Source organism: Methylocystis parvus (assembly GCF_049675845.1).
Classification (GTDB): domain Bacteria; phylum Pseudomonadota; class Alphaproteobacteria; order Rhizobiales; family Beijerinckiaceae; genus Methylocystis; species Methylocystis parvus_A.
Window position 1 is genome coordinate 3670688 of record NZ_CP187161.1, and the last position, 23720, is coordinate 3694407.

21 protein-coding genes and 2 pseudogenes are annotated in these 23720 nt (G+C 61.9%); 12 read left to right on the forward strand and 11 right to left on the reverse strand.

Going from position 1 to position 23720, the window contains the following annotated elements:
• Positions 1-54: 54 nt before the first annotated feature.
• A pseudogene (locus ACPFMJ_RS18990) lies at positions 55-1298 on the reverse strand (argininosuccinate synthase).
• Between the two features lie 34 nt (positions 1299-1332).
• On the opposite strand from ACPFMJ_RS18990, the gene ACPFMJ_RS18995 reads away from it, so the two are divergent.
• Positions 1333-1464, forward strand: coding sequence for a hypothetical protein (locus ACPFMJ_RS18995; protein ID WP_424361454.1), 132 nt, complete (start codon positions 1333-1335; stop codon positions 1462-1464).
• 67 nt (positions 1465-1531) lie between these two features.
• Here ACPFMJ_RS18995 and ACPFMJ_RS19000 read toward each other — a convergent pair whose 3' ends face one another.
• A complete protein-coding gene (locus ACPFMJ_RS19000) occupies positions 1532-2425 on the reverse strand; it encodes a hypothetical protein (protein ID WP_424361455.1) in 894 nt (297 codons plus the stop codon).
• Positions 2426-2627: 202 nt separating this feature from the next.
• Positions 2628-3089, reverse strand: a complete 462-nt coding sequence (locus tag ACPFMJ_RS19005; RefSeq protein ID WP_424361456.1) for a hypothetical protein — start codon at positions 3087-3089, stop codon at positions 2628-2630.
• Between the two features lie 251 nt (positions 3090-3340).
• Here ACPFMJ_RS19005 and ACPFMJ_RS19010 point away from each other — a divergent pair, with 251 nt between their 5' ends.
• Genes ACPFMJ_RS19010 through ACPFMJ_RS19020 form a run of 3 tightly spaced genes read left to right on the forward strand, consistent with a single transcriptional unit; the run spans position 3341 to position 5201 of the window.
• Complete coding sequence (locus ACPFMJ_RS19010; protein ID WP_424361457.1) at positions 3341-3766, forward strand: transcriptional repressor; 426 nt, start codon at positions 3341-3343, stop codon at positions 3764-3766.
• A 2-nt stretch (positions 3767-3768) separates the two neighbouring features.
• A complete protein-coding gene (locus tag ACPFMJ_RS19015) occupies positions 3769-4593 on the forward strand; it encodes a TPM domain-containing protein (RefSeq protein ID WP_424361458.1) in 825 nt (274 codons plus the stop codon).
• Positions 4593-5201, forward strand: coding sequence for a TPM domain-containing protein (locus tag ACPFMJ_RS19020; RefSeq protein WP_424361459.1), 609 nt, complete (start codon positions 4593-4595; stop codon positions 5199-5201). The genes ACPFMJ_RS19015 and ACPFMJ_RS19020 overlap by 1 nt, the downstream gene beginning before the upstream one ends.
• 34 nt (positions 5202-5235) lie before the next feature.
• On the opposite strand, the gene ACPFMJ_RS19025 is transcribed toward ACPFMJ_RS19020, so the two are convergent.
• Entirely contained in the window at positions 5236-6051 is an 816-nt protein-coding gene (locus tag ACPFMJ_RS19025) for a hypothetical protein (RefSeq protein ID WP_424361460.1), read from the reverse strand.
• A gap of 214 nt (positions 6052-6265) precedes the next feature.
• Here ACPFMJ_RS19025 and typA point away from each other — a divergent pair.
• Positions 6266-8090 (forward strand): annotated as a pseudogene (gene typA / locus ACPFMJ_RS19030) (translational GTPase TypA).
• A gap of 147 nt (positions 8091-8237) precedes the next feature.
• Here the strand turns inward: typA and ACPFMJ_RS19035 are convergent.
• The 3 genes from ACPFMJ_RS19035 to ACPFMJ_RS19045 form a co-directional block, all read right to left on the reverse strand.
• Entirely contained in the window at positions 8238-8480 is a 243-nt protein-coding gene (locus ACPFMJ_RS19035; protein WP_424361461.1) for a hypothetical protein, read from the reverse strand.
• A 216-nt stretch (positions 8481-8696) separates the two neighbouring features.
• The gene (locus tag ACPFMJ_RS19040) at positions 8697-9518 is read right to left on the reverse strand and encodes a hypothetical protein (RefSeq protein WP_424361462.1); all 822 of its coding nucleotides are present in this window, start codon (positions 9516-9518) and stop codon (positions 8697-8699) included.
• 597 nt (positions 9519-10115) lie between these two features.
• Positions 10116-10892 carry a hypothetical protein gene (locus ACPFMJ_RS19045; protein WP_424361463.1) on the reverse strand — a complete coding sequence of 259 codons (777 nt, stop codon included), beginning with the start codon at positions 10890-10892 and terminating at the stop codon, positions 10116-10118.
• A gap of 684 nt (positions 10893-11576) precedes the next feature.
• On the opposite strand from ACPFMJ_RS19045, the gene ACPFMJ_RS19050 reads away from it, so the two are divergent.
• Entirely contained in the window at positions 11577-11825 is a 249-nt protein-coding gene (locus ACPFMJ_RS19050; protein WP_424361464.1) for a DUF6496 domain-containing protein, read from the forward strand.
• Between the two features lie 49 nt (positions 11826-11874).
• Here ACPFMJ_RS19050 and ACPFMJ_RS19055 read toward each other — a convergent pair whose 3' ends face one another.
• Complete coding sequence (locus tag ACPFMJ_RS19055; RefSeq protein ID WP_424361465.1) at positions 11875-13290, reverse strand: hypothetical protein; 1416 nt, start codon at positions 13288-13290, stop codon at positions 11875-11877.
• Between the two features lie 377 nt (positions 13291-13667).
• Here ACPFMJ_RS19055 and ACPFMJ_RS19060 point away from each other — a divergent pair, with 377 nt between their 5' ends.
• On the forward strand, positions 13668-14441 hold the full coding sequence (locus tag ACPFMJ_RS19060; RefSeq protein ID WP_424361466.1) for a hypothetical protein: 774 nt from the start codon (positions 13668-13670) through the stop codon (positions 14439-14441).
• Between the two features lie 42 nt (positions 14442-14483).
• Here ACPFMJ_RS19060 and ACPFMJ_RS19065 read toward each other — a convergent pair whose 3' ends face one another.
• Positions 14484-15509 (reverse strand): RluA family pseudouridine synthase, encoded by a 1026-nt coding sequence (locus ACPFMJ_RS19065; RefSeq protein ID WP_424361467.1) that lies wholly within the window; start codon positions 15507-15509, stop codon positions 14484-14486.
• A 76-nt stretch (positions 15510-15585) separates the two neighbouring features.
• On the opposite strand from ACPFMJ_RS19065, the gene ACPFMJ_RS19070 reads away from it, so the two are divergent.
• Positions 15586-16947 carry an NAD(P)/FAD-dependent oxidoreductase gene (locus tag ACPFMJ_RS19070; RefSeq protein ID WP_424361468.1) on the forward strand — a complete coding sequence of 454 codons (1362 nt, stop codon included), beginning with the start codon at positions 15586-15588 and terminating at the stop codon, positions 16945-16947.
• Here the strand turns inward: ACPFMJ_RS19070 and ACPFMJ_RS19075 are convergent.
• Together ACPFMJ_RS19075 and ACPFMJ_RS19080 are read right to left on the reverse strand one after the other, a co-directional pair.
• A complete protein-coding gene (locus ACPFMJ_RS19075; protein WP_424361469.1) occupies positions 16875-17348 on the reverse strand; it encodes a DUF411 domain-containing protein in 474 nt (157 codons plus the stop codon). The genes ACPFMJ_RS19070 and ACPFMJ_RS19075 overlap by 73 nt on opposite strands.
• A gap of 204 nt (positions 17349-17552) precedes the next feature.
• Positions 17553-20000 (reverse strand): cytochrome-c peroxidase, encoded by a 2448-nt coding sequence (locus ACPFMJ_RS19080; RefSeq protein ID WP_424361470.1) that lies wholly within the window; start codon positions 19998-20000, stop codon positions 17553-17555.
• 197 nt (positions 20001-20197) lie between these two features.
• Between ACPFMJ_RS19080 and ACPFMJ_RS19085 the strand changes: the two genes are divergently transcribed.
• The 4 genes from ACPFMJ_RS19085 to ACPFMJ_RS19100 all read left to right on the forward strand — a co-directional run bounded on the left by ACPFMJ_RS19085 (position 20198) and on the right by ACPFMJ_RS19100 (position 23718).
• Positions 20198-20992, forward strand: a complete 795-nt coding sequence (locus ACPFMJ_RS19085; RefSeq protein ID WP_424361471.1) for a creatininase family protein — start codon at positions 20198-20200, stop codon at positions 20990-20992.
• A gap of 429 nt (positions 20993-21421) precedes the next feature.
• Positions 21422-21808, forward strand: coding sequence for a hypothetical protein (locus ACPFMJ_RS19090; RefSeq protein ID WP_424361472.1), 387 nt, complete (start codon positions 21422-21424; stop codon positions 21806-21808).
• Between the two features lie 221 nt (positions 21809-22029).
• Positions 22030-23478: a DUF1254 domain-containing protein gene (locus ACPFMJ_RS19095; protein WP_424361473.1), complete on the forward strand. Its 1449-nt coding sequence runs from the start codon at positions 22030-22032 to the stop codon at positions 23476-23478.
• A gap of 96 nt (positions 23479-23574) precedes the next feature.
• On the forward strand, positions 23575-23718 hold the full coding sequence (locus ACPFMJ_RS19100; RefSeq protein ID WP_424361474.1) for a hypothetical protein: 144 nt from the start codon (positions 23575-23577) through the stop codon (positions 23716-23718).
• Positions 23719-23720 lie beyond the last annotated feature (2 nt).

Below are 23720 nucleotides of genomic sequence, written 5' to 3' on the forward strand. Positions count from 1 at the left end.
CCTGCCCCCTCTCCCGCGAAGCGGGGGAGGGCTGGGGAGGGGCCCTCAAATCGCTTACTTCTTCGCCCCGCGCGCCGCGCGCTTCGCCAGCGTCCTCAGTCGCAGCGCGTTCAGCTTGATGAAGCCTTCCGCGTCGCGCTGGTCGTAGGTTCCGCCCTCTTCGAAGGTCACGAGGTCCTGGTCGTAGAGCGACCACGGGCTCTCGCGGCCCACCAGCGTCGCCGAACCCTTGTAGAGCTTGAGGCGGACCGTTCCCTCGACATGCTCCTGGCTCTTGTCGATCGCCGCCTGCAGCATTTCGCGCTCGGGCGAGAACCAGAAGCCGTTATAGATGAGCTCCGAATAGCGCGGCATCAGCTCGTCCTTGAGATGCGCGGCGCCGCGGTCGAGCGTGATGCTCTCGATGCCGCGATGTGCGACGAGCAGGATCGCACCGCCGGGCGTCTCGTAGACGCCGCGCGATTTCATGCCGACGAAGCGGTTCTCGACGAGATCGAGACGGCCGATGCCGTGCTTGCGGCCCAGATCGTTCAGCCGCGCGAGCAGCGCCGCCGGCGACAGCTTCTCGCCATTGATCGAGACCGCGTCGCCCTTCTCGAAGCCGATCTTGACATATTCGGACTTTGTCGGGCGCGTCCTCGGGATGGCCGGTGCGCGAATAGACGTAATCGGGCGTCTCCTCGTTCGGGTCCTCGAGCACCTTGCCTTCGGAGGAGGTGTGCAGAAGGTTGGCGTCGGTGGAGAAGGGCGCGTCGCCGCGCTTGTCCTTGGCGATGGGGATCTGATGCGCGTTTTTCTCGGCGAATTTGATCAGGTCCGTGCGGGACTGGAAGTCCCATTCGCGCCACGGCGCGATCACGGTGATGTCGGGCTCGAGCGCGTAATAGCCGAGCTCGAAGCGCACCTGATCGTTGCCCTTGCCCGTGGCGCCATGGCAGACGGCGTCGGCGCCGACCTTGCGCGCGATCTCGATCTGCTTCTTGGCGATCAGCGGGCGGGCGATGGAGGTGCCGAGCAGATAGATGCCCTCATAGACGCGTTGGCGCGAAACATCGGGAAGACGTAATCGCGCACGAACTCCTCGCGCAGGTCCTCGATGAAGATGTTTTCCGGCTTGACGCCGAGCAGCAGCGCCTTCTCGCGCGCCGGCTCCAGCTCCTCGCCCTGGCCGAGATCGGCGGTGAAGGTGACGACTTCCGCGCCATAGGTCGTCTGCAGCCATTTCAGGATGATGGACGTGTCGAGGCCCCCGAATAGGCGAGGACGACTTTCTTGATGTCTTTCTTGGCGCGGGTCATGTCTGGCTCGGGGTGGTTGGGGGGATCCGGCGCCGTGCGGCTCTATCCCTTCGTCGCCTTCGCGCTGACCGTCCTCGCGGCGTGGCTGAGCTATCGTTACGTCGAGACGCCGATGCTGGCCTTGAAGGACAAGCGGTTCCTGTTTGCGCCGGCCACGGGCGCCTGACGAGGCCGCAAAAGTAAAGCGGCGCCGCGAGGCGCCGCTGCCGGGGCCGAGAGAGAGAGAATTTGCTTTAAGCAGCCTTGTTCATCAGCGCCGCCAGCGCGGGAGCGACGACAGTCGCTTCCTGCTTCAGGAAGCTCAGCAGGCGCTGCTCCGCGCGCGAAATCTTTCCGTCGCGATGCAGCCGCAGCAGCAGCCAGTCGGCTTCGGCGACGTCGATGGGCGCGGCCTGCCCGAGCGCCGTCTCGACGGCGTCGTTCCGCCGTTTGATCACGTCCTCATCCGCCTCGCGAATGCGATCGAAGTCGAACATGGCGCCGATGAATGCGCCGAATCGGGGCGCCGGCTCGTCCAGCCAGTCATCGGCCTTGCGCGCTTCGTCCGCGGAGGGCGTCCAGCGGAACGCGACGCCCATGAGATAATTGCCGATGGCTTTGGCGAAGAAATCGTCGAAAGCGTCGTCGCTCGTCTCGGCCATCGCATCGGCGATGCGAAACAGCGCCTCGGCGGAGTCGCGGTTGACATGCAGCGCGCTGCCTTCCGCCGCAGCGAAGACGACTGTTCGGAGCGCCTCGAGATCTTCCGCGGCGATGCTTCTACGGGTCATGATCGCTCGCTCGATCTCGCTCACCGCGAAAGAGGCGAGCGCAGGCGGCATGGAAACGGCGTTGCGGATCAGGCGGATCAGCGTGTCGTATTCGGCCTTGTTCGCGAGGCCGCCGTCTTTCGACAGCAGCGCGATCAGCCATTCAGCCTGGGCGCGTTGGATATATTTCGGCGGATCGACGTCGTTGAGCATGAGATCGAGCGCGACGTCGGAGATCAGCTCCGTGAAGGCTTGCGACGTCTCCCCCTTCTCGCCGCGGGCTTTTGCGATAAGCCGTTCGAGGTCCGTCTTCGAGACTTTTCCGTCTGCATAGATCTCGCGACGCATCGCAAGCGCGTCGTGACTGTCGATGGACATGAGAACCTCTGGTAACAGATGAAAACTGACCTTCATTCCGCCCGGAAAAGCTTTATTGCGGATGAATACGACGAGCGCGGTGGGGAAAAGCGCGCCGCTTTGGTAAAATTTGGATTTGGCGATTGCCGGAGCGTCGAGGCGCGGCGTCCAAGGGGATTGGCGGCGGCGCTGGCGGCGCCGCCGGAAGATGGCCGTCTATCGATCAATCGAAGGCGAGCTGCGCCGTGACGATTGCGCGATCGAACCAGGCGGCGGGCGCGTAGCAATAGCCGTTGGTCGCGACCGGCGCCTGCCGGCAGCGCGGCTCCTCACTGCTCCATTGGAAGCCGGCGGCGTCCATGCAGGCGACGATGTGCCGGCCGATGACGCCGCTCTTGCCTCCGCGCGCGTCGGGATGGGCGGCCTCGCCCTCGAGTTCGCATTGCGAGGCGCGCTGCATCTGGCCCTTGAGAAAGGCCGTGTTGCTGCTGCCGGTGAAATGCACGCCGATGCCGGCCACGAACATGAAGCCGGCCGAAGCGAAGACGACGCCCTGAGCCAGGCGCGAGCGCGTCTGCATCAGCACGAGATTGCTGCGCATGAAGCCCAAACCGCCGAGGACGATCATGATGACGCCGAGCGCGAAGGTGATAGACATGTAAAGCGCGGTAAATTCTGGGGTCATAGCGTCTCTCCAATAGTTTCCCGTTTGCGCAACGCCGGATTCACGACGAATTGCGCAGGTTTGCGGGCGAGAAGGTGATGCGGAGCCGTTTTCTACTTCCGCGCGCGAAATAGCGCGGCGGGATTATCTTGATCTTTTCAGATCAGGTTGATCCGCGTCTGTGACTTTGTCTTCGTTACAGAATCTTAACGTGCGGCGGCGGCTTCGGGCGTGGCCTCGTCTTTCATGCGATCGCCCGCTAGAATGACCACATGAGCAGCCATCCGCCGCACGACACGGCCAAAATCGCTGGGCTTACCCCGGCGCGCCGCCGCGCGCTCGATATTCTGACCCAGGCCAACCGGCCCGTCGGGGCCTATGAGATGATCGACCTCATGGCCGACGTCGACGGCAAGCGGCCGGCGCCCGTCTCGGTCTATCGCGCGCTCGCCTTTCTTCTCGACAACGGCCTCGCGCACCGGCTCGAGTCCAAGAACGCCTTCGTCGTCTGCGGCCATTGCCATGGCGCCGAGGAGCCCGTCTTATTTCTGATCTGCGAGGAGTGCGGCGAGGTGAAGGAGGCGACCTCGGCCGGACTCGCGCGCGAGCTCTCCGCGCTTGCGGGCGAGGCCGGCTTCAAGGCGCGCACGCGCGTCGTGGAGATCGCCGGCCGCTGCGCCCGCTGCGCCGGCGCCTGACCATGCGCGCCGCCGCTTACGAACCCCGCATCGCCGCGCTGCGCGGGCTCTTCGTTTTCATCTTCGTCTTTTTCGCCGGCCTCGCTTTCGCCGCGCCCACCTATCCGGAGCTCACCGGCCGCGTGGTCGATCAGGCGGGAATCTTGCAGCCCTCGACCAAGGCGGGCTTGCAATCGAAGCTGCGCGATCTCGAAGACAAATCAAGCATCCAGCTCGTTGTCGCGGCGATCAAGTCGCTGGAAGGCTACGACATCGAGACCTACGCCAACGGGCTCTTCCGTTACTGGAAGCTCGGCGAAGCCAAGAAGAACAACGGCGTTCTCTTCCTCATCGCGCCCAATGAACGCAAGATGCGCATCGAGGTCGGCTATGGCCTCGAAGGCGTGCTCACCGACGCGCTGTCCAAGGTCATCATCGCCAGCGCGGTGACGCCGAAATTCAAGGCGGGCGATTACAACGCCGGGGTCGAGAACGGGGTCGACGGCATTGTCGAGGTGCTCAGCGGCGACAAGTCGGAATGGACGAAGAAGCTGCCGCCGCAGCCCTCCGCCTTCGAGGAGATGCTGCCGCTTCTCATCTTCGCCCTGTTTGTCTTCATTTTCATTATGATGGCGCGCAGCGCCGGGCGGCCGACCCATTACCGCCGCTACCGTCGCGGCGGGCCGCCGATTATCATCCTGCCTTCGGATGGCGGCTGGCGCGACAGCGGCTGGTCGGGCGGCTCGTCGAGCTCGTCCTGGGGCGATAGCGGCGGGGGCGGGGGCTTTGACGATTTTTCCGGCGGCGGCGGCTCGTCGGGCGGCGGCGGCGCCTCGGGGGATTGGTGATGCGACTCTCGGATCAGGACCTCGACCGCATCGCCGCGGCTATCGGCGAAGCCGAAACGAAAACCTCCGGCGAGATCGTCTGCGCGCTCTCCCGCCGCGCCTCGGACTACGCCTATGTGCCGCCTCTCTGGGCGGCCTTCTTCGCGCTGGCGACGCCCTGGCCGCTGGCGGAATTCACTGCGCTCTCCGCCATCCACATCTACGCCATCCAGATCGGCGTCTTCATGGCGACGGCGCTCATCATCTGGTGGCCGCCGATCCGCCTCGCTTTGACGCCCCGTCTTGTCAAGAAACGCCGCGCCGAACGCGCCGCCATCGAGCAGTTCTTCATGCGCGGCGTCGCGGGCACCAGGGGCCGCACGGGCGTGTTGATCTTCGTCTCCTTCGCGGAGCATTACGCCCGCATCATCGCCGATGAGGGGCTGAACGGGAAAATCTCGGACGCGGAATGGGCGGCGGCGCTGGAGCCTTTGCTGAAGTGTTTAAGGCAGGGGCGCTGCGCAGAGGGGTTCGTCGCGGCGATAGAGGAATGCGCGCGGCTGCTGGCGCGCGCAGCGCCGCCGGGGGCGGAGGGGGATGAGCTGCCGGACAAGGTTTATGTGAGCTGAGAGGGCGCTTAGGCGAACAATAAGAATGATCGGATTAAAGAGAGGGATCCAAATCGAACGCTCTTTGCATTTTCTTGCTGTCCCCGTGATGATTCATCATACCGCGATAGATTTCAGTGAAAATTTCTTTCATGCATGCGAGGCAGTTTTTCAGATAATCCTCGTCAACAGGGAGCCTCTCTCCAACTTTGACGCGCGCCATCTTCCCAGACTTTTTAATATATATTTCGTTACACGTCCCATCTCCATGAATATATGCGTCTCGCGTAGCTTTCATTTCAATATATTTGTCAAGTAATTCATCATTTATTGTAAATGAAAGTACTTCGTTCATATAATTCATATATGATTTCGGTGTTGCGTACATAACATCTCGGATTCTTAGTCTCGCAAGTTCACTAATAAGATTGTCTAGTGACTCTGTGTTGGCAATCTCCTTAACGTCGACACAGAAAGATTCGCTTTTGTTTCCTTTCGGAGAAACTGTCAGTTTATGCGGGTATGCAGTAAGGGCTAGACATAGGGTGTCTTGTACATAAGATTCTGTTACTGTTATTGCAAAAACTAGTGACTGCATGAATTCTTTGTGGGCAATCTTCTGGTTCAGCATGCCAATGATTTGCGATCTTTTCCGCTGTATATTCGCGTTTTTTCCGCCGTTGGACGGCACCGCTATATGGATTCTCGCTTGTTTATGCCCTTCGTATTTTAAAAGCTGCCTTTTGAGGCCGCCTATTGAAAGGCGTGTTTCAATGAAAATGTCATTGATTTGCTTTATCCTCCGCTCGTGTCGTTTGCGGATGGGATCGTAATTAAGCTTTTGTTTAAACGAGTTTTTGGTTGTCTGCATGCTTGTCGCGCAATCTAATCCCAAGACGGTCGGAAGTTAGAACGGGCAGGATTTCGCTTCAACAGAGAAGTTTGAGCTTGTTAGCCAATTTGTTCCCCATTCCAATCTTCCCCGCATTCGGCTAAAACCCGCCGCATCGCAACATAAGTCGCCGCCGCGTCGTCCGGGCCTCCCCGCCCGAGACCGGGTCGCGGCTGTTTCTTCGAAAGCCGCCATGCAGCTGCGCAATATCGCCATCATCGCCCACGTCGACCACGGCAAGACCACGCTCGTCGACTGTCTCCTGCGTCAGTCGGGCGCATTCCGCGAGAACCAGCGCGTCGCCGAGCGCGTCATGGACTCCAACGATCTCGAAAAAGAGCGCGGTATCACCATCATGGCCAAGGCGACGTCGATCGCCTGGAAGGGCTATCGCGTGAACATCGTCGACACGCCCGGCCACGCCGATTTCGGCGGCGAGGTGGAGCGCATCCTCTCCATGGTCGACAGCGCCATCGTCCTCGTCGACGCGGCGGAAGGCCCCATGCCGCAGACGAAGTTCGTCGTCGGCAAGGCGCTCAAGATCGGGCTGAAGCCGATCGTCTGCATCAACAAGGTCGACAAGCCCGACGCGCGCATCTCCGAAGTCGTCAACGAGGTCTTCGACCTCTTCGCCGCGCTCGACGCCACCGACGAGCAGCTCGACTTCCCGATCATCTACGGTTCGGCGAAGCAGGGCTGGATGGCCGAGGAGGCGGAGGGTCCGAAGGACGACATGTCGCCGTTGCTCGACCTCGTCGTGAAGCATACGCCCGCGCCGAAGGTGGAGGAGGGCGGTTTCCGCATGCTCGGCACGTTGCTCGAGGCTAATCCCTATCTTGGCCGCATCATCACCGGCCGCGTCTTCTCCGGCTCCGTGAAGCCCAACCAGCCCGTGAAGGTGCTGGACCGCGAAGGCAAGGTCGTGGAACAGGGCCGCGTCTCGAAGATCCTCGCTTTCCGCGGCATTGAGCGTCAGCCGATCGACGAGGCGGAAGCGGGCGACATCGTCGCCATCGCCGGCCTCGAAAAGTTCAACGTCGCCGACACGCTCTGCGCGCTCGACATGAACGAGCCGTTGCAGGCGCAGCCGATCGACCCGCCGACGCTCTCCATGACCTTCCTCGTCAACGACAGCCCGCTCGCGGGCACGGAGGGCGACAAGGTCACGAGCCGCATGATCCGCGCGCGGCTCTACAAGGAAGCCGAGGGCAATGTCGCGCTGCGCGTCGAGGATCTCGCCTCAGGGCGACGCCTATATCGTCTCGGGTCGCGGCGAACTGCAGCTTGGCATCCTGATCGAGAACATGCGTCGCGAGGGCTTCGAGCTCGGCGTCTCGCGTCCGCAGGTGGTGTTCAAGAAAGACGAGAACGGCGACATTCTCGAGCCGATCGAGGAGGTCGTCATCGACGTCGACGAGGAGCATTCTGGCGTCGTCGTGCAGAAGATGGCCGAGCGCAAGGCCGAGATGGTCGAGATGCGCCCCTCCGGCGGCGGCCGCCTGCGCCTCGTCTTCTACGCCCCGACCCGCGGCCTCATCGGCTATCAGGGCGAGCTTCTGACCGACACGCGCGGTACGGCGATCATGAATCGACTGTTCCACGAATATGCGCCGCATCGCGGCGCGATCCAGGGTCGCCGCAACGGCGTGCTGATCTCGAACGATCAGGGCGAGGCGGTCGCCTACGCCATGTGGAAGCTCGAAGATCGCGGGCCCATGATGATCGAGCCGGGCTGGAAGGTCTATCGCGGCATGATCGTCGGCGAGCATACGCGCGACAACGATCTCGAGATCAACGTGCTGAAGGGCAAGCAGCTCACCAATATCCGCACGCAGTCGAAGGACGAGGCGGTGCGCCTGACGCCGCCGATCCAGATGACGCTGGAAAAGGCGCTGGCTTACATCGAGGACGACGAGCGCGTGGAAGTCACGCCGAAGTCGATCCGACTGCGCAAGGTCTATCTCGACCCGAACGACCGCAAGAAGTTCGGCAAGAAGGCCGGCGCGCTGGTGGAGTGATGACTCGCGCCCGGCAACCAGACTTGCCCGGCGTGTGTTCGCTTCTCTGTTGTGTTATCCGCGGGCGGCGCTGTCGCCCGCGGTCTCTCGTCCAAAGGACCCGGCGCAACCGCCCAACGTCGCGCGGCAAACCGGAAAATTGAACGCTCAATATTCGTCGAGCATGTAGCAATAGAAGTCGCGGTTGAAGCCGGAGCGCCAGTCTTTCAAATCCCAGCGATAACCGGGCGGCGGATTTGGGCCGCAGTCGCCGGCATATGAGGGCTCGGGCCTCTGGATGCGGTAGGCGGGAGGCGGCGGCCAGACGCTTCTGGCGAGAGCCTCGCTCGGCGCGACGATCAGCATCGCAAGCGCGACCGCTCGAAGCGGCGTCATCATCTTCGGCGACATCTCGACCTCCGGCTCCAATGGTCCGTATCGCTGGGGCAACGTGCGCGCTGAACCGAAGTTCCTGGCTAATCAGCAGGCGCCATCACATTTATTTCCGGTGGCCCCCGCGCATCCGACGCCGTTCTTTGGGATCGCAAGGAGAAGGAGGGCGCGCGCTGGTCGAGTGGTGATGACGGCCCTCCTCGCCGACCCGGGGAAGGCCGCTTTCGTTTGAGCCTATTGACCCAGCCCCGGCGCCGTCACGAAGCCGTTGCACACCGCAGTGTACGAGCTGGAGCCCACAGGTCCACAATACTGGCCAATTATTTCACCGCCTGCGTTGATGTCCGTCGGGGTTGTCGTATCCGCGCCGGGAAAGTCGATTGGCGCCATGTGGCCATTGGGACTGCGCAAAAAGCCGTGCGTTTTGCCTGTCGAGTCGGAGTAATAGCCCACGATAACGCCATCCACATTGATGGCGACAGGCGTCGTGCTTGTCGCGCCGGGGTAGTCGAAAGGAGTGATTTGTCCTTGCTGAGTTCGCATAAATCCGTGTTGGACGTTTTGCGCGTCCCAGTAGGTTCCAACAACGTCTCCGTCCCGGTTCATATCCGCGATTCCCGTATCTTGCGCATCGGGCACGTCTATCGTTGTCAAGCTTCCATCCGGCGCGACGAGTAAGCCGTGACCCGGTCCGCCGGAGGGTGCCCATCCGCCCGCAATCGTCCCTGCAACGTTCACCGAGTTAAAACTTGTGTATTTCGCACCGGGAACGGCGATTTCCGAAATACTGCCTGCAGGTGAGCGGACAAAGCCTTGGCTACCTCCGTGTCCCGGTCGGGAGAGACAAGCTCCGACAATCTCACCCGGTTTATTAATGCTCATCCCGTGTGTCCTCTTCCCAGCACAATTGAAGCTAGTGATCGTGCCGTCTTGCGACCGCAGGAATCCGGTCGCGAAGAAAATGTCGTTGAGACTCCAATGTCCGGTGACTTCACCGTTGTTATTAATATCTTCGGGCGTTAGATGCCTTGCCCCTTCCACGCTAAACTGGGTCATAGCGCCATTTCGTGTGCGCACGAATCCAATGCCGCACGTTCCTTTAATGTCACAAATCGAGCCCGTAATATCGCCCCCGACGTTGATGGCCGTCGGAAAGGCGTTTGGAATCGACGTAAATCCGCCGACTGTCGTAGCGGCCGCGCGCGCAGGCGCCGCCCCGCTCTGCGACTGTAAGCATCTAAGGTAGGCTTGCGTCTGAAAGAGGTTCCACGCGGCGGCCAATTGCTTTTTGGGTCCACCGGCGCCGTCTTCTCCTCCAGTCGGCAACGGGGCCTCGCAACTTGGCGGACTTACCGCTTGGGTCCAACCCTCCGAAGCGAAAAGGAGTCCCGATCCGCAGATTACGAGATAAAGAACGCGCGATACGCTTTTCATCATACCACTCCACTAATACGCGGCGTCACAACACTAATAATAATCGTTTCAATTTTATTATTTGCAAGATGTATGTGTCTGGCTTGCTGCCAAGCATAAGTATTCATCTATATATCAAAGTAAAACAAGAAATTGAGGCTGCGCGGATTTGGCGCGCGCTGGTCGAGTGGTGATGACGGCCCTCCTCGCCGACCCGGGGAAGGCCGCTTTCGTTTGAGCCTATTGACCTAGTCCCGGCGAGGTCACGAAGCCGTTGCACACCGCAGTGTACGAGGCGGAGCCCACAGGTCCACAATACTGGCCAATTATTTCACCGCCCGCGTTGATGTCCGTCGGGGTTGTCGTATCGGCGCCGGGAAAGTCGATTGGCGCCATGTCCCCGTTGCGGCGGCGCAAAAAGCCATGCGCTTTGCCTGCGGAGTCGGAGTAATAACCGACGATAACGCCATCCACATTGATAGCGACGGGCGTCGTGCTTGTCGCGCCGGGGTAGTCGAACTTGGTGATTGTCCCTTCAGAAGTTCGCACAAATCCGCGTTGTTGCGCGTCATAGTAGATTCCGACAACGTCGCCGTCCCGATTGAGGTCGGTGAGGATTGTGCCGCCTGGCACGTCGATCGTTGTCAAGCTTCCATCCGGCGCGATGAGAAGGCCGTGACCATCAAAATTGCCCGCAATCGTCCCTGCAACGTTCACCGCTACTAAACCCGTGCTTCTCGCTCCAGGAAGGGCGATTCCCGAAATACTGCCTGCAGGTGAGCGGACAAAGCCGCCGCTACTTCCGTGTCGGCCGACACAAGTTCCGACAATCTCACCCGATTTGTTAATGCTCATCCCGTTGCATGGGAAACTAGTGATCGTGCCGTCTTGCGACCGCAGGAATCCGTTCGCGCGCCATGGGAGACCGCCGCCATTCCAATGTCCGGTGACTTCACCGTTGTTATTAATATCTTCGGGCGTTAAATGCCTTGCCCCTTCCACGCTAAACTGGGTCATAGCGCCATTTCGTGTGCGCAAGAATCCAATGCGGCACATTCCTATACTGTCACAAGCCAAGCCCGTAATAACACCCCCGACGTTGATGGCCGTCGGAAAGGTGTCTGGAATCGACGTAAATCCGCCGGTTGTCGTAGCGGCCGCGCGCGCAGGCGCGGCCCCGCTCTGCGACTGTAAGCATCTAAGGTAGGCTTGCGTCTGGAAGAGGCTCCAAGCGGCGGCCAATTCCTTTTTGGGTCCACCGGCGCCGTCTTCTCCGTCTGGCGGCAACGGCGCCGCGCAACTCCTTGGACTTACTGCTTGGGTCCAACCCTCCGAAGCGAACAGGGCTCCCGATCCGCAGATAACGAGATAAAGAACGCGCGATACGCTTTTCATCATACGACTCCACTAATACGCGGCGCCACAACACTAATAATAATCGTTTCAATTTTATTGATTTGCAAGATGGCTGTGCCGTTGTTTGCTGCCAAGTATAAGTATTAATCTATATAACAAAGTAAAACAAGGAATTGAGGCTGCGCGGATTTGCGTTGAGTTCGCTCAAATCGCGCCCGCGTTGGGTCGCGAGGCTTTGGGTGCGTGGATGTGGCCCCTCCACAGGGGCTCGAGCGCATAAGTCATTCGGAAACGGATCGCCCGCGCGTCTGGCGCGTTCCCGTTGCAACATGACAGGAGCGCTCAATGCCCAAGCAATCCCCCGAGCAGAAGAAAACCGTGAGCCGCGTCATGCACGAATACAAGCATGGCGAGCTGGAGAGCGGGGCCGGCAAGAAGGTGAAGAACCCCAGGCAGGCCGTCGCCATAGCGCTGCACGAGGCGGGCGCCTCGAAAGAGGAGAGCCCGCAGAAGAACGCCGAAAATCTGCGCAAGACGAAGGCGAAGGAGCGCAGCGGCAGGACGGCCAAGGCTCAGAAGGAAGGAAAAAACTGACCTTGGCCGCGACATTGGCGCAAAGCTGGTTGCGATGCTCTCGCGCGCCTCACTGACGCCCGATGCAGGCTTGCAGTCCTCCGTGAACAAAGGCCGATTTGGGGCACCATGCGGCGACCGGATAATAGTCGCCCATTATTTGCTGGGCGTAGGGTCCCGCGGCGGCGAAATCCGCCCGCTGCGGAACATAGGGCAAGTTGAAGTTGATTACGGCCGTTGGATGTTTGCAGTTGTTGGGGCAGCCTTCGACGACCCATTGAGTCGCATGGGAGAAGGGCGCCTCGGCTTTCGTGTAGTCGGTGTTGTTTCTCTCCACGGGAATCATATGGCGGAGGAATATGAGCTTGGGATACTGCTCGTCGCCCCAGGGCAGCCAGTTGACATTGGGGTGTAGCCAGTCGGGGCGGAGCAAGTCGTCAGAGACCACGACTGTATAGTAGCCGTCCGGCGAAACCGTCATTTGATTGTCCGCCAGGCATCGCACGGCCGGTACGGGAAAAGCAGCGTCGTTGTTGCACAGGGACCAGTACCGAACATCCGGTTTCCCGAACTCCCGCGGCGGTTTCGCGGAGCCCTGGTAGGTGTCCGGAAAACTCGGAGCCTTGCCGTGAATCACGATGATGCGACCCGGCTGATAGGGCCCCGGCTGCATGGCGATGTATTTGTTGTCGGGGTTCGGCAGGAGCCCGATCGGCGGCTCCTTTGGCGCCGCGAACCACAGTCGATCCCCTGACGCTTTATACCAATCCGCCGGCGTGTAGATGTCGAAATAGGGGGGAGATGGCGGGAACAATATCGCGAGGAACGCGCGGATGGCGTCCAGCTTGTTCACGGATTTATCGTAGTAATATACAGGCGAGGATGGCACCGGCCCAACGGGCGGCGGCATATCGTTCGCCGACACTTTCTTTGTAAGCGGGCACGATTCGAGCGTTTGAGAGCCGCCGCTTCCCGACAGCGTTATTTTGGGCAATGGCTGCCCGCCCATCAGAGCTTGGCCGCTTAGCTTTTTATCGCCGCCGGGCACGTATATCCGCATCGCCACCCATGCAGGGTGGTCGTTGATGGCGAGCGTGTTCGAGCATTGCGCGCCGCTTCGTGTAACGCAGAGAGTGTATGTGCTTTTGCCGGGGGAATCCGATTCAAGTATCGCGTCGTATTTGTGTCCCTTGACGGAAACCGGACTCCAGTTTGGGGCGTCATAAACGACAAAGGAAAAATATCGCGCATTCAGGAAGGCGCCCTCGATCTTCATCGTGTCGTAACTTGGATCGAAGGGCGTGAGCCAATAACGCGCTTGTTCATCCGGAGCGACGACATTGCCGTACCCCTCGGGGCCCAATTCGATAGGCCAGGCGCATTGCGACAGCTGAGGAAGCGGAGACTGGGCAAACGCGATATCGGAATCGATCAAGCATGTCAGGGCGATGAGGCCGGAGAAGAACCCGTTGCTCATGATTTTCATTGCGTCCTCCTGCCCCGCCCGAAAGTAAATTCTCCGCGCGAAAACCAATAGACGGCGGCCAGGAAACGGTCCTCCAATCAAGTCTATTTGACAATGCGCGAATTTGCCTCATGGACAAAGTATCGAAGTGCGATGGACATTTTCTTTCAGACCGTAAAGTGAATGTACCGCTCTGAATCCGAGTGGCGGGCGCTGCCGCGACTTTACGCAACTATCTCGGAGGCTTGGCTATTTGCGCCCATGCTCCAGTATAGGTTTCGCCAGCGCGATTGTCAGACACGGAAGATCGCAGGAGAATTGCAAAAGATCAGGCGTCTGCGATCCAGGCGGCGCGAGAATTCTTGCGGTCGCGCCGCGCAAATTTCCGGGGGAATAGTATGCGTATCAAAACCTTGGCGGTCATGTTCGCGACCTGGGCCGCATTGAGCCTTGGCGCCGCTGTTTTCGCGGCGGCTGGTGGAAAAGCGGATGGCGGCGCTCCTGATGTCGCTGATGCGCCCCAGGAGGCTGTGGTCTGCAACGGGTGGCACGCGCTTTGTTCTGACTCCCCCGATTGCAGAAGGATTGGCGACAAGGCCAGATGCGACTGCATGAGGGTTGATGAAACGCATATCGTCGAAACGGCTTCGATACAGGACATCGCCGTAAAGCGCCTGACACAGGCAAAATGCACGAACAGACACCCTTGCGAGGTCGATCAGGCGCCCGTTTGCGACGCGATCAAATACGGGCGCTATAAGGTTGAGAACGTCAGGTACGACTGGGTGTCGACCTATTCTTATCGCGGATGGTGCAGCCTTATAAAGATCAAGCCGGCGCCCTGCGATCAAAGCGCGCCAGGCTATGCCGGGGATTTATACTGGGCTGTCTGCGATGGCGCGCCGTGTCTCGAAAACTCGCATCCGTCCAATCCCAACAAGCCGCTGATCTGCGCGTGCCGAGTCGAAAAAACGCCTTTCGTGGGCCCGAACGGCTCTTGCACGGGCCAGAACGGCGGGATCATATCGAGCTTTCCGATGTCGTCATGGGATTTCCAGAAAAACACATACACGATCGCGATGCCTGGCTATGAATTCGTCGGGGGCGCATGCGCGCCCTTGAAATCCGATCCTTGGCCGCCGCGACCGAGGCGCTCCGTCCCGCCCTTTTGAGACACGTGCGGTTGCGGCGGCGCGTGGGCGCGCGCTCGGCTCTCAGCGACCCTCTTCCAGCGCGGCCATCAGCGCCGAAAGATCTTCCGGCATCTCGCTCTCGAACATCATCTCCTCGCCGGTGATCGGGTGTTCGAAGCCGAGCGTCGCCGCGTGCAGCGCCTGCCGGCCCAGGGCCTCGACAGCCGCGCGGGCCGCCTCGGGGAGCTTCGCGATCTTCGTCTTGAACCCCGCGCCGTAGGTCGCGTCGCCGATCAGCGGATGACCGATATGGGCCATGTGAACGCGGATCTGGTGGGTGCGGCCGGTTTCGAGCTGGCAGCGCACGAGCGAAGCGACGCCGTAATCCGCGACCTTCTCCCAATGGGTGATCGCCTCCCGGCCCCGCGATTCGGGTACCACCGCCATGCGCTCGCGCTGGACGTTGTGGCGGCCGAGCCAGGTTTCGATCGTTCCGTGGGCGCGATCGGGGACGCCCCAGACGAAGGCGAGATATTCGCGCGTGAGCGACAGGGTGCGGCCGTGGTCGGCGAAGAGCTTCGAGAGGCCATGATGCGCCGCGTCGGTCTTGGCGACCACGAGCAACCCGGTCGTGTCCTTGTCGATGCGGTGCACAATGCCGGGCTTCTTCACGCCGCCCACGCCGGAAAGGCTCTCGCCGCAATGGGCGATGAGGGCGTTGACCAGCGTGCCGCTCTCATGGCCGCTCGCCGGATGCACGACCAGCCCCGCCGGCTTGTCGATGACGATGAGATGTTCGTCCTCAAAGACGACGTCGAGAGCGATGTCCTCGGCCTGCGGCTCGGCGGGGGCGGGCGGCGGGACTTTCAGCGCCACCGTGTCGCCCTCGGCTATTTTTTTCGCGGGATCGCGCGCCGGCGCGCCGCGCAGGGCGACGCGGCCCTCCTCGATCAGCGCCTTGATCCGGCTGCGCGATAGATGCGCTTCCACGAGCTCCGGGCGCTCGGCGAGAAAGCGGTCGAGCCGCTGCCCGCCCGCGCCTTCCGCCACCACGAAGCGGAAGGTCTCTCCGGCTGCGTCCATTTGCTGCATTTCGTTCGAGGTCATTTAAAGTTTTCTTCCGCTTATGGGGGGCTCGTGCTAACTGGGGCGCGACAAAACGCCGAAAGAAGCGTGACAAGAGATGGGACAGAGCCATCCCCCTTTCGCATTTTCCCCCGCCCGTCGCGTGGAGGCTGCTCACATCAAGGACGCCGTCGCTCCCTTTTGCGCCGTGATCGGCGCGGGGCCCGCCGGGCTTTTCGCCGCCGAAGCGCTGGCGCGCGCCGGCGCGCGCGTCGTCGTCTATGAACACAAGCCGAGCCCTGCGCGCAAATTTCTTATGGCCGGCCGTGGCGGGTTGAATATCACCCATAGCGAGAATCTCGAAAGATTCATCTCGCGCTATGGCGCGGCGGCGAAGCGCGTCGCCCCCTTCATCCGCGCCTTTCCGCCCCAGGCGCTGCGCGATTTCTGCGCGGAGCTCGGCGAAGCGACCTTTGTCGGCACGAGCGGCCGCGTTTTTCCCGCGAGCTTCAAGGCCTCGCCTCTGCTGCGCGGCTGGCTCTCGCGTCTCGCGCAGCTCGGCGTCACCATCGCCTCCCGCCATTCCTTCCTGGGGTTCGCCGAGGACGGCGCCTTGCGTTTGAAAGGCCCCGAGGGAGAGGAATTCACGCGGCCTGCGAGCGCGGTGATCCTCGCGCTCGGCGGCGCCTCCTGGCCCAAGCTCGGCTCCGAGGGCGGCTGGACCGGCCCGTTGAGCGCCGCCGGCGTCGCCGTCACCCCGCTCTCGGCGGCCAATAGCGGCGCGCTGGTCGCATGGTCATCCATCTTCCGAGCCGATTACGAGGGCCAGCCGATCAAGACCGTGCTGCTGCGCCATGGGGACGCCTCGGCGCGCGGCGATATGGTCGTCACCCGCTCCGGCCTCGAAGGCGGGCCGGTCTATGCTCTCTCGTCGCGGCTCCGCGACGCGGCGGCGAAGGATGGCGCGACGACGCTCTTCGTCGACATGCGCCCGGATACGAGCCTCGCCTGCCTGACCCGCAAGCTCTCGCGTCGCGCGCCCAAGCAGTCGCATGCCACTTTCCTCAAGCGCGCCGGCTTCTCCAAGGCCGAGATCGGCCTGCTTAGGGAGGCGCGCCCCGAGGGGCTCCCGCGCGACGCCGAAGCGCTGGCGGGGCTCATCAAGAATGCGCCGCTCAAGGTCATTGGCGTCGCCGGGCTGGAACGGGCTATCTCGACGGCGGGCGGCGTCTCCTTCGAGGAGGTCGACGCCGACCTGATGATCAGGAAGATGCCGGGCGTCTTCGTTGCCGGAGAGATGCTCGACTTCGACGCGCCGACGGGCGGCTATCTGCTGCAGGCGGCCTTCGCCACGGGGCTCGCCGCGGGCAGGGGCGCCGCCCGCTATCTGGGGCTCCTCGGCGCCGATCAGGCGGGCTTGTCGCCGAGCCACTTGCCGAATTCGCGCGCGCCCGCGGCGTCGAACAAATACAGCGTGTAGGCTTCCGGCTCGCCCATCTCCATGCCGGGCGAGCCCATCGGCATGCCGGGCGCCGCGACGCCCGTGACTTTCGGCCGCTCCTTCAGCAATTGCGCGATCGCCTGCGGCGGCACGTGGCCCTCTATGATGTAGCCGTCGAGCTCGGCCGTGTGGCAGGAGGCCATGTTCTCCGGCACGCCGAGCCGGGCCTTCACGGCCTTCATGTCGGCTTCCTTGATCTCCTCGACCACATAGCCCTCGGCGCGCATGCGCTGCGCCCAGCCGCCGCAGCAGCCGCAGGTCGGGCTTTTGTGGACGATCATCTTCTTGGCGTTGTCCGCGCGCGCGGCGCCCGCGACGAGCGCGCCCGCGGCCGCGCCGAGAAAGAGCGCCGCCTCGCGGCGGGAGAATTTGTGCGACATGGTCGGATCCGTCCTTGCTCGGGTCTCTGATCAAAACATAGCGGGACATTCCCGATCTTTAAATTGCCGATCTTGGCCGCGCGGCGGAACAATTCTGTCAATCTGAAGAAAAGGGGTCTGGCGGCCTGGCCGCCTGCCGGAAATGCGAAAGCGGCGAAGCGACTTGGGGGTCGCTTCGCCGCCGTTATGGCTCAAGCTATTCGATTATTCCACGACTCTGAGGAAGTTCGGCCTCGCCGCGCCGGCCGCGCCGCCGCGGCCGATCGCGGGAATCCTGACCAGCTGGTCCTTGGCGTGCGCGCCGTCGACCGTAACGCTTGCCTGGTTCCCCGGATGACCATTCGGAATCTGGAGTTCCGGATGGTCGAAGGGCGCCGCGTCTCTCCTGACGCGGTCGTCGGTGAGGGACTTCATGAAGGCGATGATCTGGTTCTTCTCCGTCGCGCTCAGACCCAGCGGCGTGATATCGGAATCGACGTCGTTGATGTTCGCCTGTTTGAAGTTGCCCCCGCGATTGTAGAACTCCAGCACGTGCTTCAGGTTCAGCGCGCCGCCGTTATGGAAATGCGGGTTCATGAGTTCGATGTTGCGAACCGTGGCCGTCTTGGCCGCCCCCATCACGGCGATGCGTTCGGTGCGCGACACAGTGATATTCGGCGAGATGCCGATCATCTGCTGGAAGCCAGCCGAGCCGTATTGCTGCGCGATGGCGGTATTCGACAAGGGCTTGCCGAAAGCGTCGCGGCCGCCATTGAGGATATCCTCCAGCGTGGGCGTGACGGCGATGTTGTAGAAGCCTTCGTCATAGACCGCGACGCCGCCATTGCCCATGACCATGCGCTGCAAGGGCTCGTTGAGCGTCTTGCGCACGCTGGCGTTGGTGAACTCGGCGCCGCCATGGCAGTTGACGCATTTGCCCTTGCCGAAGAACAGGCTCATGCCGGTCTTCTGGTCGGGGCTCATGGCGCCGAAGTTGCCCGCCATATAGCGGTCGTATGGCGAGTCGTCGGAGACGAGGGTCGACTCGTAGAGCTGGATCGCAAGGCCGAAGAAGAGGCTGAAATTGGCCTGCATCTGCGTGTACTGGTTTTTCGCAAGCGTCCCCGGCATTGCGATCACGGCCTTGCCGCCCGAGGCGTCGACCTGCACGGCCTGCGTTCCGCTCCACCATTCGGGCTTGAATGCGGTTCGGATGATGTCCGCATAGGTCATCGGCGTGTTGAGGCCGGTCGAGCCGCCAGCGAGCGAACCGAGCACGCTGTCATCGGGAGCGATATGCTGAAGGGCGAGCGGGCGCGCATCGAGAAGGCGCTTGGCGATATCCATGAGCGTGCGGCCATCCGCGCTCATCTCGAAATTGCTCGAGGGCGGGCCGACCGCCTGCGACGCGAGGCTCGCATTGTCGATGCGCACCTGCACCGGCTGCACCGTTCCCCCGACATTCCTGAACACGCGCGCATTGCCGTCGCGCGCGCCGAAGGGGTTGACGCCATTGAACAGGTACTGCGCGCGCCCGTCCCAGAAATTGCGGAAGTTGAAGACGGCGTTGATCGTCGTCGGCGTATTGCGCGGCTCGACCCGGCGAGTGGGATTGCCGCCAACATTGAAGACCGGGTCGGCCTTGAACGAGAAGTCGTCGTAATACTGGCCGACGCCGGCCGAATTGAAGACGGAGTTGAAAACGCCCTGCGACGCTGTCACATCGTTCAGATTGCGGACGACCGGCGAATAATAGTCGTCCGGATTCGCGCGCTGGTGAAACGGATAATCCGTCGCCGCCAGCTGATAGTTCGGTCCGCCGAGCTGGAACTTGGTGTCCGGCTTGCCGACCGTCGGCGAGGATGCGCGCGCGAGGCCGGGGCTCAGCTGGTTTTTGCTACGGTTGTCGGCGCCCGCATGGAAGTGACAGGAGGCGCAGGCCTGAACGCTGTCGCTGCCGACCTGCTGGTCCCAGAAAAGCATTTTGCCCAGCGCGACCGCCGCATTCTTGTTCGCGACGAAATTATAGAGATTGGACGGCGTCGGGATCGAAATGCCCTTGAGGCCTTCGGCGCGGGTTCCGCAGGACATGCCAAACCCGGAAAAAGCCCTGAGGTAGGTTCCGATCAGGCCTTTGGGCGGCTCCTTGTCGCCGCAGGTCGCGGTTTGAGCGATCCCGAACGGGAAACCGCCGACCGCAGGCAGGTTGGTGATGGGACCGACATAGGCGCCGGCGTCATTGAGAGCCTGGCAGCTCAGCTGGATTTGACCCAGCGAGGAGTGGAGGCGGCCGGACAGGGACTTTACGACCGTATTGGCGGGACAGACGCTCGAAAAAGCGGCGCCGAAATTCATGCCTTGCGCAGCGCCCGTATATGTGGCGGAGGTCCAGCGGCCGCCTTGCGTATTAACGCAGACCGGCTGCATCGAGTAGATCCAGTGGCTCTGATAACCTTTGACGCCGACAAGAACGCCGCCGGGTTGGCACGCGGTCTCGACTCTAGGAGCCGGCGCGAAGCTCTTGTAGAGAGTGGTCTCGCTTTCCGCCGCCAAGGCTGGCGAAACGGCGCCGCTGAGCGCCACGGCTAAAACTGCGGCCGCCTTTTTACGGAACAGCGTCACCGCGCTTTCCGCAACGACCCTGAAGGGCCGCCTGCTGTTTGATGTTGTCATGATGCTCCCGAAGATGTTGCAAACCAGGATTGAGCCTTGAGCTCGACCGTGGGCAGCAAGTCTGGGACCGGGTTAGGCGCCTCATTTTGAAGCGAAATTTCTCACGAGGCCCAGAATCGGGAGGGCGGGCGGCGGCTTTCGGCGGCGGCGTCGCCCCGTTTTGACCTCTTAAACACAATCGCGCTTTAATCACGCCCATGCTGCCCTCCCGCTTCTGGTCTGAACTCTCCCTGCGCGATTTCCGCGCCCACGACATGTCGGACGTCATCGCCGTGCTGCCGGTCGCCGCTGTTGAACAGCATGGGCCGCATCTGCCGCTCGGCGTCGACGCGATGATCATGGAGGGCTGCCTCGACCGTGTCGCCGCGCGCCTGCCGCAGGATCTCGAAGCGGTCTTCCTGCCGATGCAGAGCGTCGGCGTCTCGATCGAGCATCGCGATTTTCCGGGCTCGCTGTGGCTCACGCAGGAGACGGCGGCGCATGTGCTGCGCGACGTCGCCGAAGGCGTCGTGCGGGCAGGCGTAAAGAAAATCCTGCTCATGAATTCGCATGGCGGCAATTCGGCGCTGATCTCGACCGCGGCGCTGGATCTGCGCGCGCGCCACGGCGTTCTCGCCGTCACCTGCTCATGGGCGCGCTTCGGCTATCCCGACGGGCTTTTCTCGGCGGCCGAGCAGCGGCACGGCATTCACGGCGGCGAGATCGAAACGTCATTGATGCTGGCGTTCCGGCCTGAGCTTGTCGACATGGGGCGCGCGAAGAATTTCCCGCCCGCGACGCTCGATTTCGAGCGCGACTTCGCGTGGCTGCGCGCCGATCGTCCCGCGGGTTTCGGCTGGATGACGCAGGACATCTCGCCGGCAGGCGCGATGGGCGACGCTTCAAAAGCGACGGCGGAAAAGGGCGAAGCCACGGCTGATTACTGGGCGACCGCCTTCATCGAGCTATTGCGCGATGTCGAGGCATTCGATCTCGAGCGGTTGAAGAGCTGACGCAGGTCAAGGGGACGTCGCGCCGTCGCAGCGCCCTATGTAGGGTGGATGCGCAAGAAACCTTACGAGGACGAAGCCACCCGCCTCGCGAAAGCGACAAGGCGATTCCGGTCACGCCAGATCCGGGAAGGCGCGGTACAGGGCCTTCTGGAGAAAGGGACAAGAACCATCCGCCCGGACATAAGAGCGCTGATCGACGCGGCGCTGGCGGAAAGGACGCGTCGGGAGGAGGGCGGCGGACCATCGCCTGAAGCCTGAAGAATTAACGCGCTGCTTGCCCGGCGCTTATGGCGACGCTCCTCGCCGCACTCCGCTAAGGAAAGGGAAAGGTTCACTCTTTCCTCTTCGGACTCGGTCTTTTGATCCGCCATCTATTTACCCGAGCCCATCAAGATGGTCCCCACGCGACGGTGTGACCGGGGCTTGGTGGTGCGAGAGTCTCTGATCCGTTTTCTAACGCCTCGCTCGAAGCGAGAGGCGATCAAGCTTGTGGCGCTCTGCACGATTGTCGCGATCGCCGCGACGATCGTCGTCGACTATCCTTTTGTCTTGGCGCTCGGCGCCGGCCTTACGATGATCTTCACGAGCGCCGTCCTTATCCCGCTGACCCTGGCGCCGCCCATGACCTGGTTCGTCGCGGAGGCCGCGCGGCGCAAAAACGAAATGAAGCAGGAGCTCGAACGCCTCATCTGCATCGATCCGCTCAGTGGCGCGCTCAATCGGCGTGGGCTCGCAGCGTTCGAGCAGAGCGTATTTCGCGAGGGCGGCGCGAAGGCGGCGCTTTCGGCAGCGAATCGGCTGTGCGACTCGGCTTAAGTGAAAGGGTCGGCGCACCGAGACATCGCGCCATTATCCTTGGTCCGCCAAGTCCTTGGGGCCTGCAGGACCATCTGCGTGGAAAGCTCGGCGGCGATATGCTAGCCATGCGACGTCCGGTTTAAGGCTGGAACGCCATAATCCTTGAGTTGTGGCCGGGTTGTTGCTCCTGCGTTTTTCAGCGGCGCCGCCGGGATCGGCATTTGCGCCAGGGGGACTTTATGAAAGCAAGATGGGCGTCAATTCTTCTGGTCGCGACTATGGGCGCGCTCGGCGGCTGCAACGACAAGCAGGCTGCCTCAACCGGCGATTCCGCGAAAGTGGAGACGGCGAATGACGAGGCCAAGGTCCAGGAGGCGCTGAAGGCGGGCGTCGAGGCGGTTGTTTACGGCCTGCCTCTCGTGATCATGGACGTCACGAAGGACAAGACGACCAATGTCGCAAAACCCGAAGGCTTCGCAGCGCCGGTCAATCAGTTCGTCAATGTCCGCGCTTTCCCCGACGCTTCCTTCAAGGACGTCGTGCGCGCCAATGTCGACACGCTTTATTCATCGGCTTTTCTCGACCTGTCGGCCGAGCCGATCGTGCTCAGCGTGCCGGATACGCATGGCCGTTATTATCTGATGCCGATGCTCGACGCCTGGACGAATGTCTTCGCTTCGCCGGGCAAGCGCACTACGGGCACGAAGGCTGGGCACTTCGTTATCACCGGCCCCGGCTGGACCGGAAAGTTGCCCAAGGGCCTGACTGAATACAAATCGCCGACCAACATGGCGTGGATCATCGGCCGCACGCAGACCAACGGCCCGCAGGACTATCCGGCCGTCCACAAGATCCAGGACGGCTTCAAGGTCACGCCGCTCTCAGCTTTCGGCAAGCCGTATACGCCGCCGGAAGGCAAGGTCGATCCGAGCTTCGACATGAAGACGCCGCCGATCGAGCAGGTGCAGAAGATGAGCGCGGAGGTCTTCTTCAACCGGATGGCGACGCTTCTGAAATCCAACCCGCCGCCTGCGTCCGAGGCCCCGCTGCTGGAGAAGCTGAAGGCGATCGGCGTCGTTCCCGGCGAGAAGTTCGAACTCTCGAAGCTTGAACCGGCGGTCGCGAAGGGGCTGGAGCAGTCCGTCTCCGTCGCGTTCGAAAAGCTGCTGGCGGCCTCCAAGGAAACCGGCGCCCCTGTGAATGGGTGGCGCGTGCCGCCGATGATCCTCGGCAATTACGGTTCCGATTACGGCGCGCGCGCGGTGGTCGCGCTCATCGGACTCGGCGCCAACCTGCCCCAGGACGCTGTTTATCCATCGGCCTTCGTCGACGGCGACGGCAAGGCGCTCAACGGCGCGAACAAATATGTCATTCACTTCGACAAGGGCGCGACGCCGCCGGTAAACGCCTTCTGGTCAGTGACTATGTACAATCCGGAATCCTTCTTCGTCGCCAATCCCCTCAATCGCTATGCGATCAGCAGCTGGATGCCACTCAAGAAGAACAAGGACGGCTCCCTCGACCTCTATGTCCAGCACGACTCGCCGGGCAAGGACAAAGAAGTCAATTGGCTGCCGGCCAGCGACAAGGACTTCAACATGACGCTGCGCATGTATTGGCCGACCGAAAAGGCGCCGTCGATCATCGACGGCAGCTGGAAGCCGCCGGCGGTGAAGCTGGCTCAGTAAGCAAAAAGGGGGAGCGTTTTGCTCCCCCTTTTTATTTTCGCTAAGTGCGGCTAAAGCGGCGGAAGTTGAAAAGTCCGCAAGGACGAGCGAGGTCTAATGACAACCGAACCGCAGGCCCATCCGGCGCTCGTCGCGATGATGCGCTGCTACCTCTCGAAGCCCCGAATCGCATGGCCTTATCTGGCGTTGCTCCTGGGCTCGATGGCTTTTCTCGTGCTCGCCCTTTTCCTTCCGGTCTGAAC

Coding starts and splice junctions, on each gene's coding strand:
- ACPFMJ_RS19000 (WP_424361455.1), bottom strand. CDS start 2,425: ATGTCCATCGACAGTCACGACGCGCTTGCGATGCGTCGCGAGATCTAT.
- ACPFMJ_RS19005 (WP_424361456.1), bottom strand. CDS start 3,089: ATGACCCCAGAATTTACCGCGCTTTACATGTCTATCACCTTCGCGCTC.
- ACPFMJ_RS19010 (WP_424361457.1), top strand. CDS start 3,341: ATGAGCAGCCATCCGCCGCACGACACGGCCAAAATCGCTGGGCTTACC.
- ACPFMJ_RS19015 (WP_424361458.1), top strand. CDS start 3,769: ATGCGCGCCGCCGCTTACGAACCCCGCATCGCCGCGCTGCGCGGGCTC.
- ACPFMJ_RS19020 (WP_424361459.1), top strand. CDS start 4,593: ATGCGACTCTCGGATCAGGACCTCGACCGCATCGCCGCGGCTATCGGC.
- ACPFMJ_RS19025 (WP_424361460.1), bottom strand. CDS start 6,051: ATGCAGACAACCAAAAACTCGTTTAAACAAAAGCTTAATTACGATCCC.
- ACPFMJ_RS19035 (WP_424361461.1), bottom strand. CDS start 8,480: ATGTCGCCGAAGATGATGACGCCGCTTCGAGCGGTCGCGCTTGCGATG.
- ACPFMJ_RS19040 (WP_424361462.1), bottom strand. CDS start 9,518: ATGACCCAGTTTAGCGTGGAAGGGGCAAGGCATCTAACGCCCGAAGAT.
- ACPFMJ_RS19045 (WP_424361463.1), bottom strand. CDS start 10,892: ATGACCCAGTTTAGCGTGGAAGGGGCAAGGCATTTAACGCCCGAAGAT.
- ACPFMJ_RS19050 (WP_424361464.1), top strand. CDS start 11,577: ATGCCCAAGCAATCCCCCGAGCAGAAGAAAACCGTGAGCCGCGTCATG.
- ACPFMJ_RS19055 (WP_424361465.1), bottom strand. CDS start 13,290: ATGAAAATCATGAGCAACGGGTTCTTCTCCGGCCTCATCGCCCTGACA.
- ACPFMJ_RS19060 (WP_424361466.1), top strand. CDS start 13,668: ATGCGTATCAAAACCTTGGCGGTCATGTTCGCGACCTGGGCCGCATTG.
- ACPFMJ_RS19065 (WP_424361467.1), bottom strand. CDS start 15,509: ATGACCTCGAACGAAATGCAGCAAATGGACGCAGCCGGAGAGACCTTC.
- ACPFMJ_RS19070 (WP_424361468.1), top strand. CDS start 15,586: ATGGGACAGAGCCATCCCCCTTTCGCATTTTCCCCCGCCCGTCGCGTG.
- ACPFMJ_RS19075 (WP_424361469.1), bottom strand. CDS start 17,348: ATGTCGCACAAATTCTCCCGCCGCGAGGCGGCGCTCTTTCTCGGCGCG.
- ACPFMJ_RS19080 (WP_424361470.1), bottom strand. CDS start 20,000: ATGACAACATCAAACAGCAGGCGGCCCTTCAGGGTCGTTGCGGAAAGC.
- ACPFMJ_RS19085 (WP_424361471.1), top strand. CDS start 20,198: ATGCTGCCCTCCCGCTTCTGGTCTGAACTCTCCCTGCGCGATTTCCGC.
- ACPFMJ_RS19095 (WP_424361473.1), top strand. CDS start 22,030: ATGAAAGCAAGATGGGCGTCAATTCTTCTGGTCGCGACTATGGGCGCG.
- ACPFMJ_RS19100 (WP_424361474.1), top strand. CDS start 23,575: ATGACAACCGAACCGCAGGCCCATCCGGCGCTCGTCGCGATGATGCGC.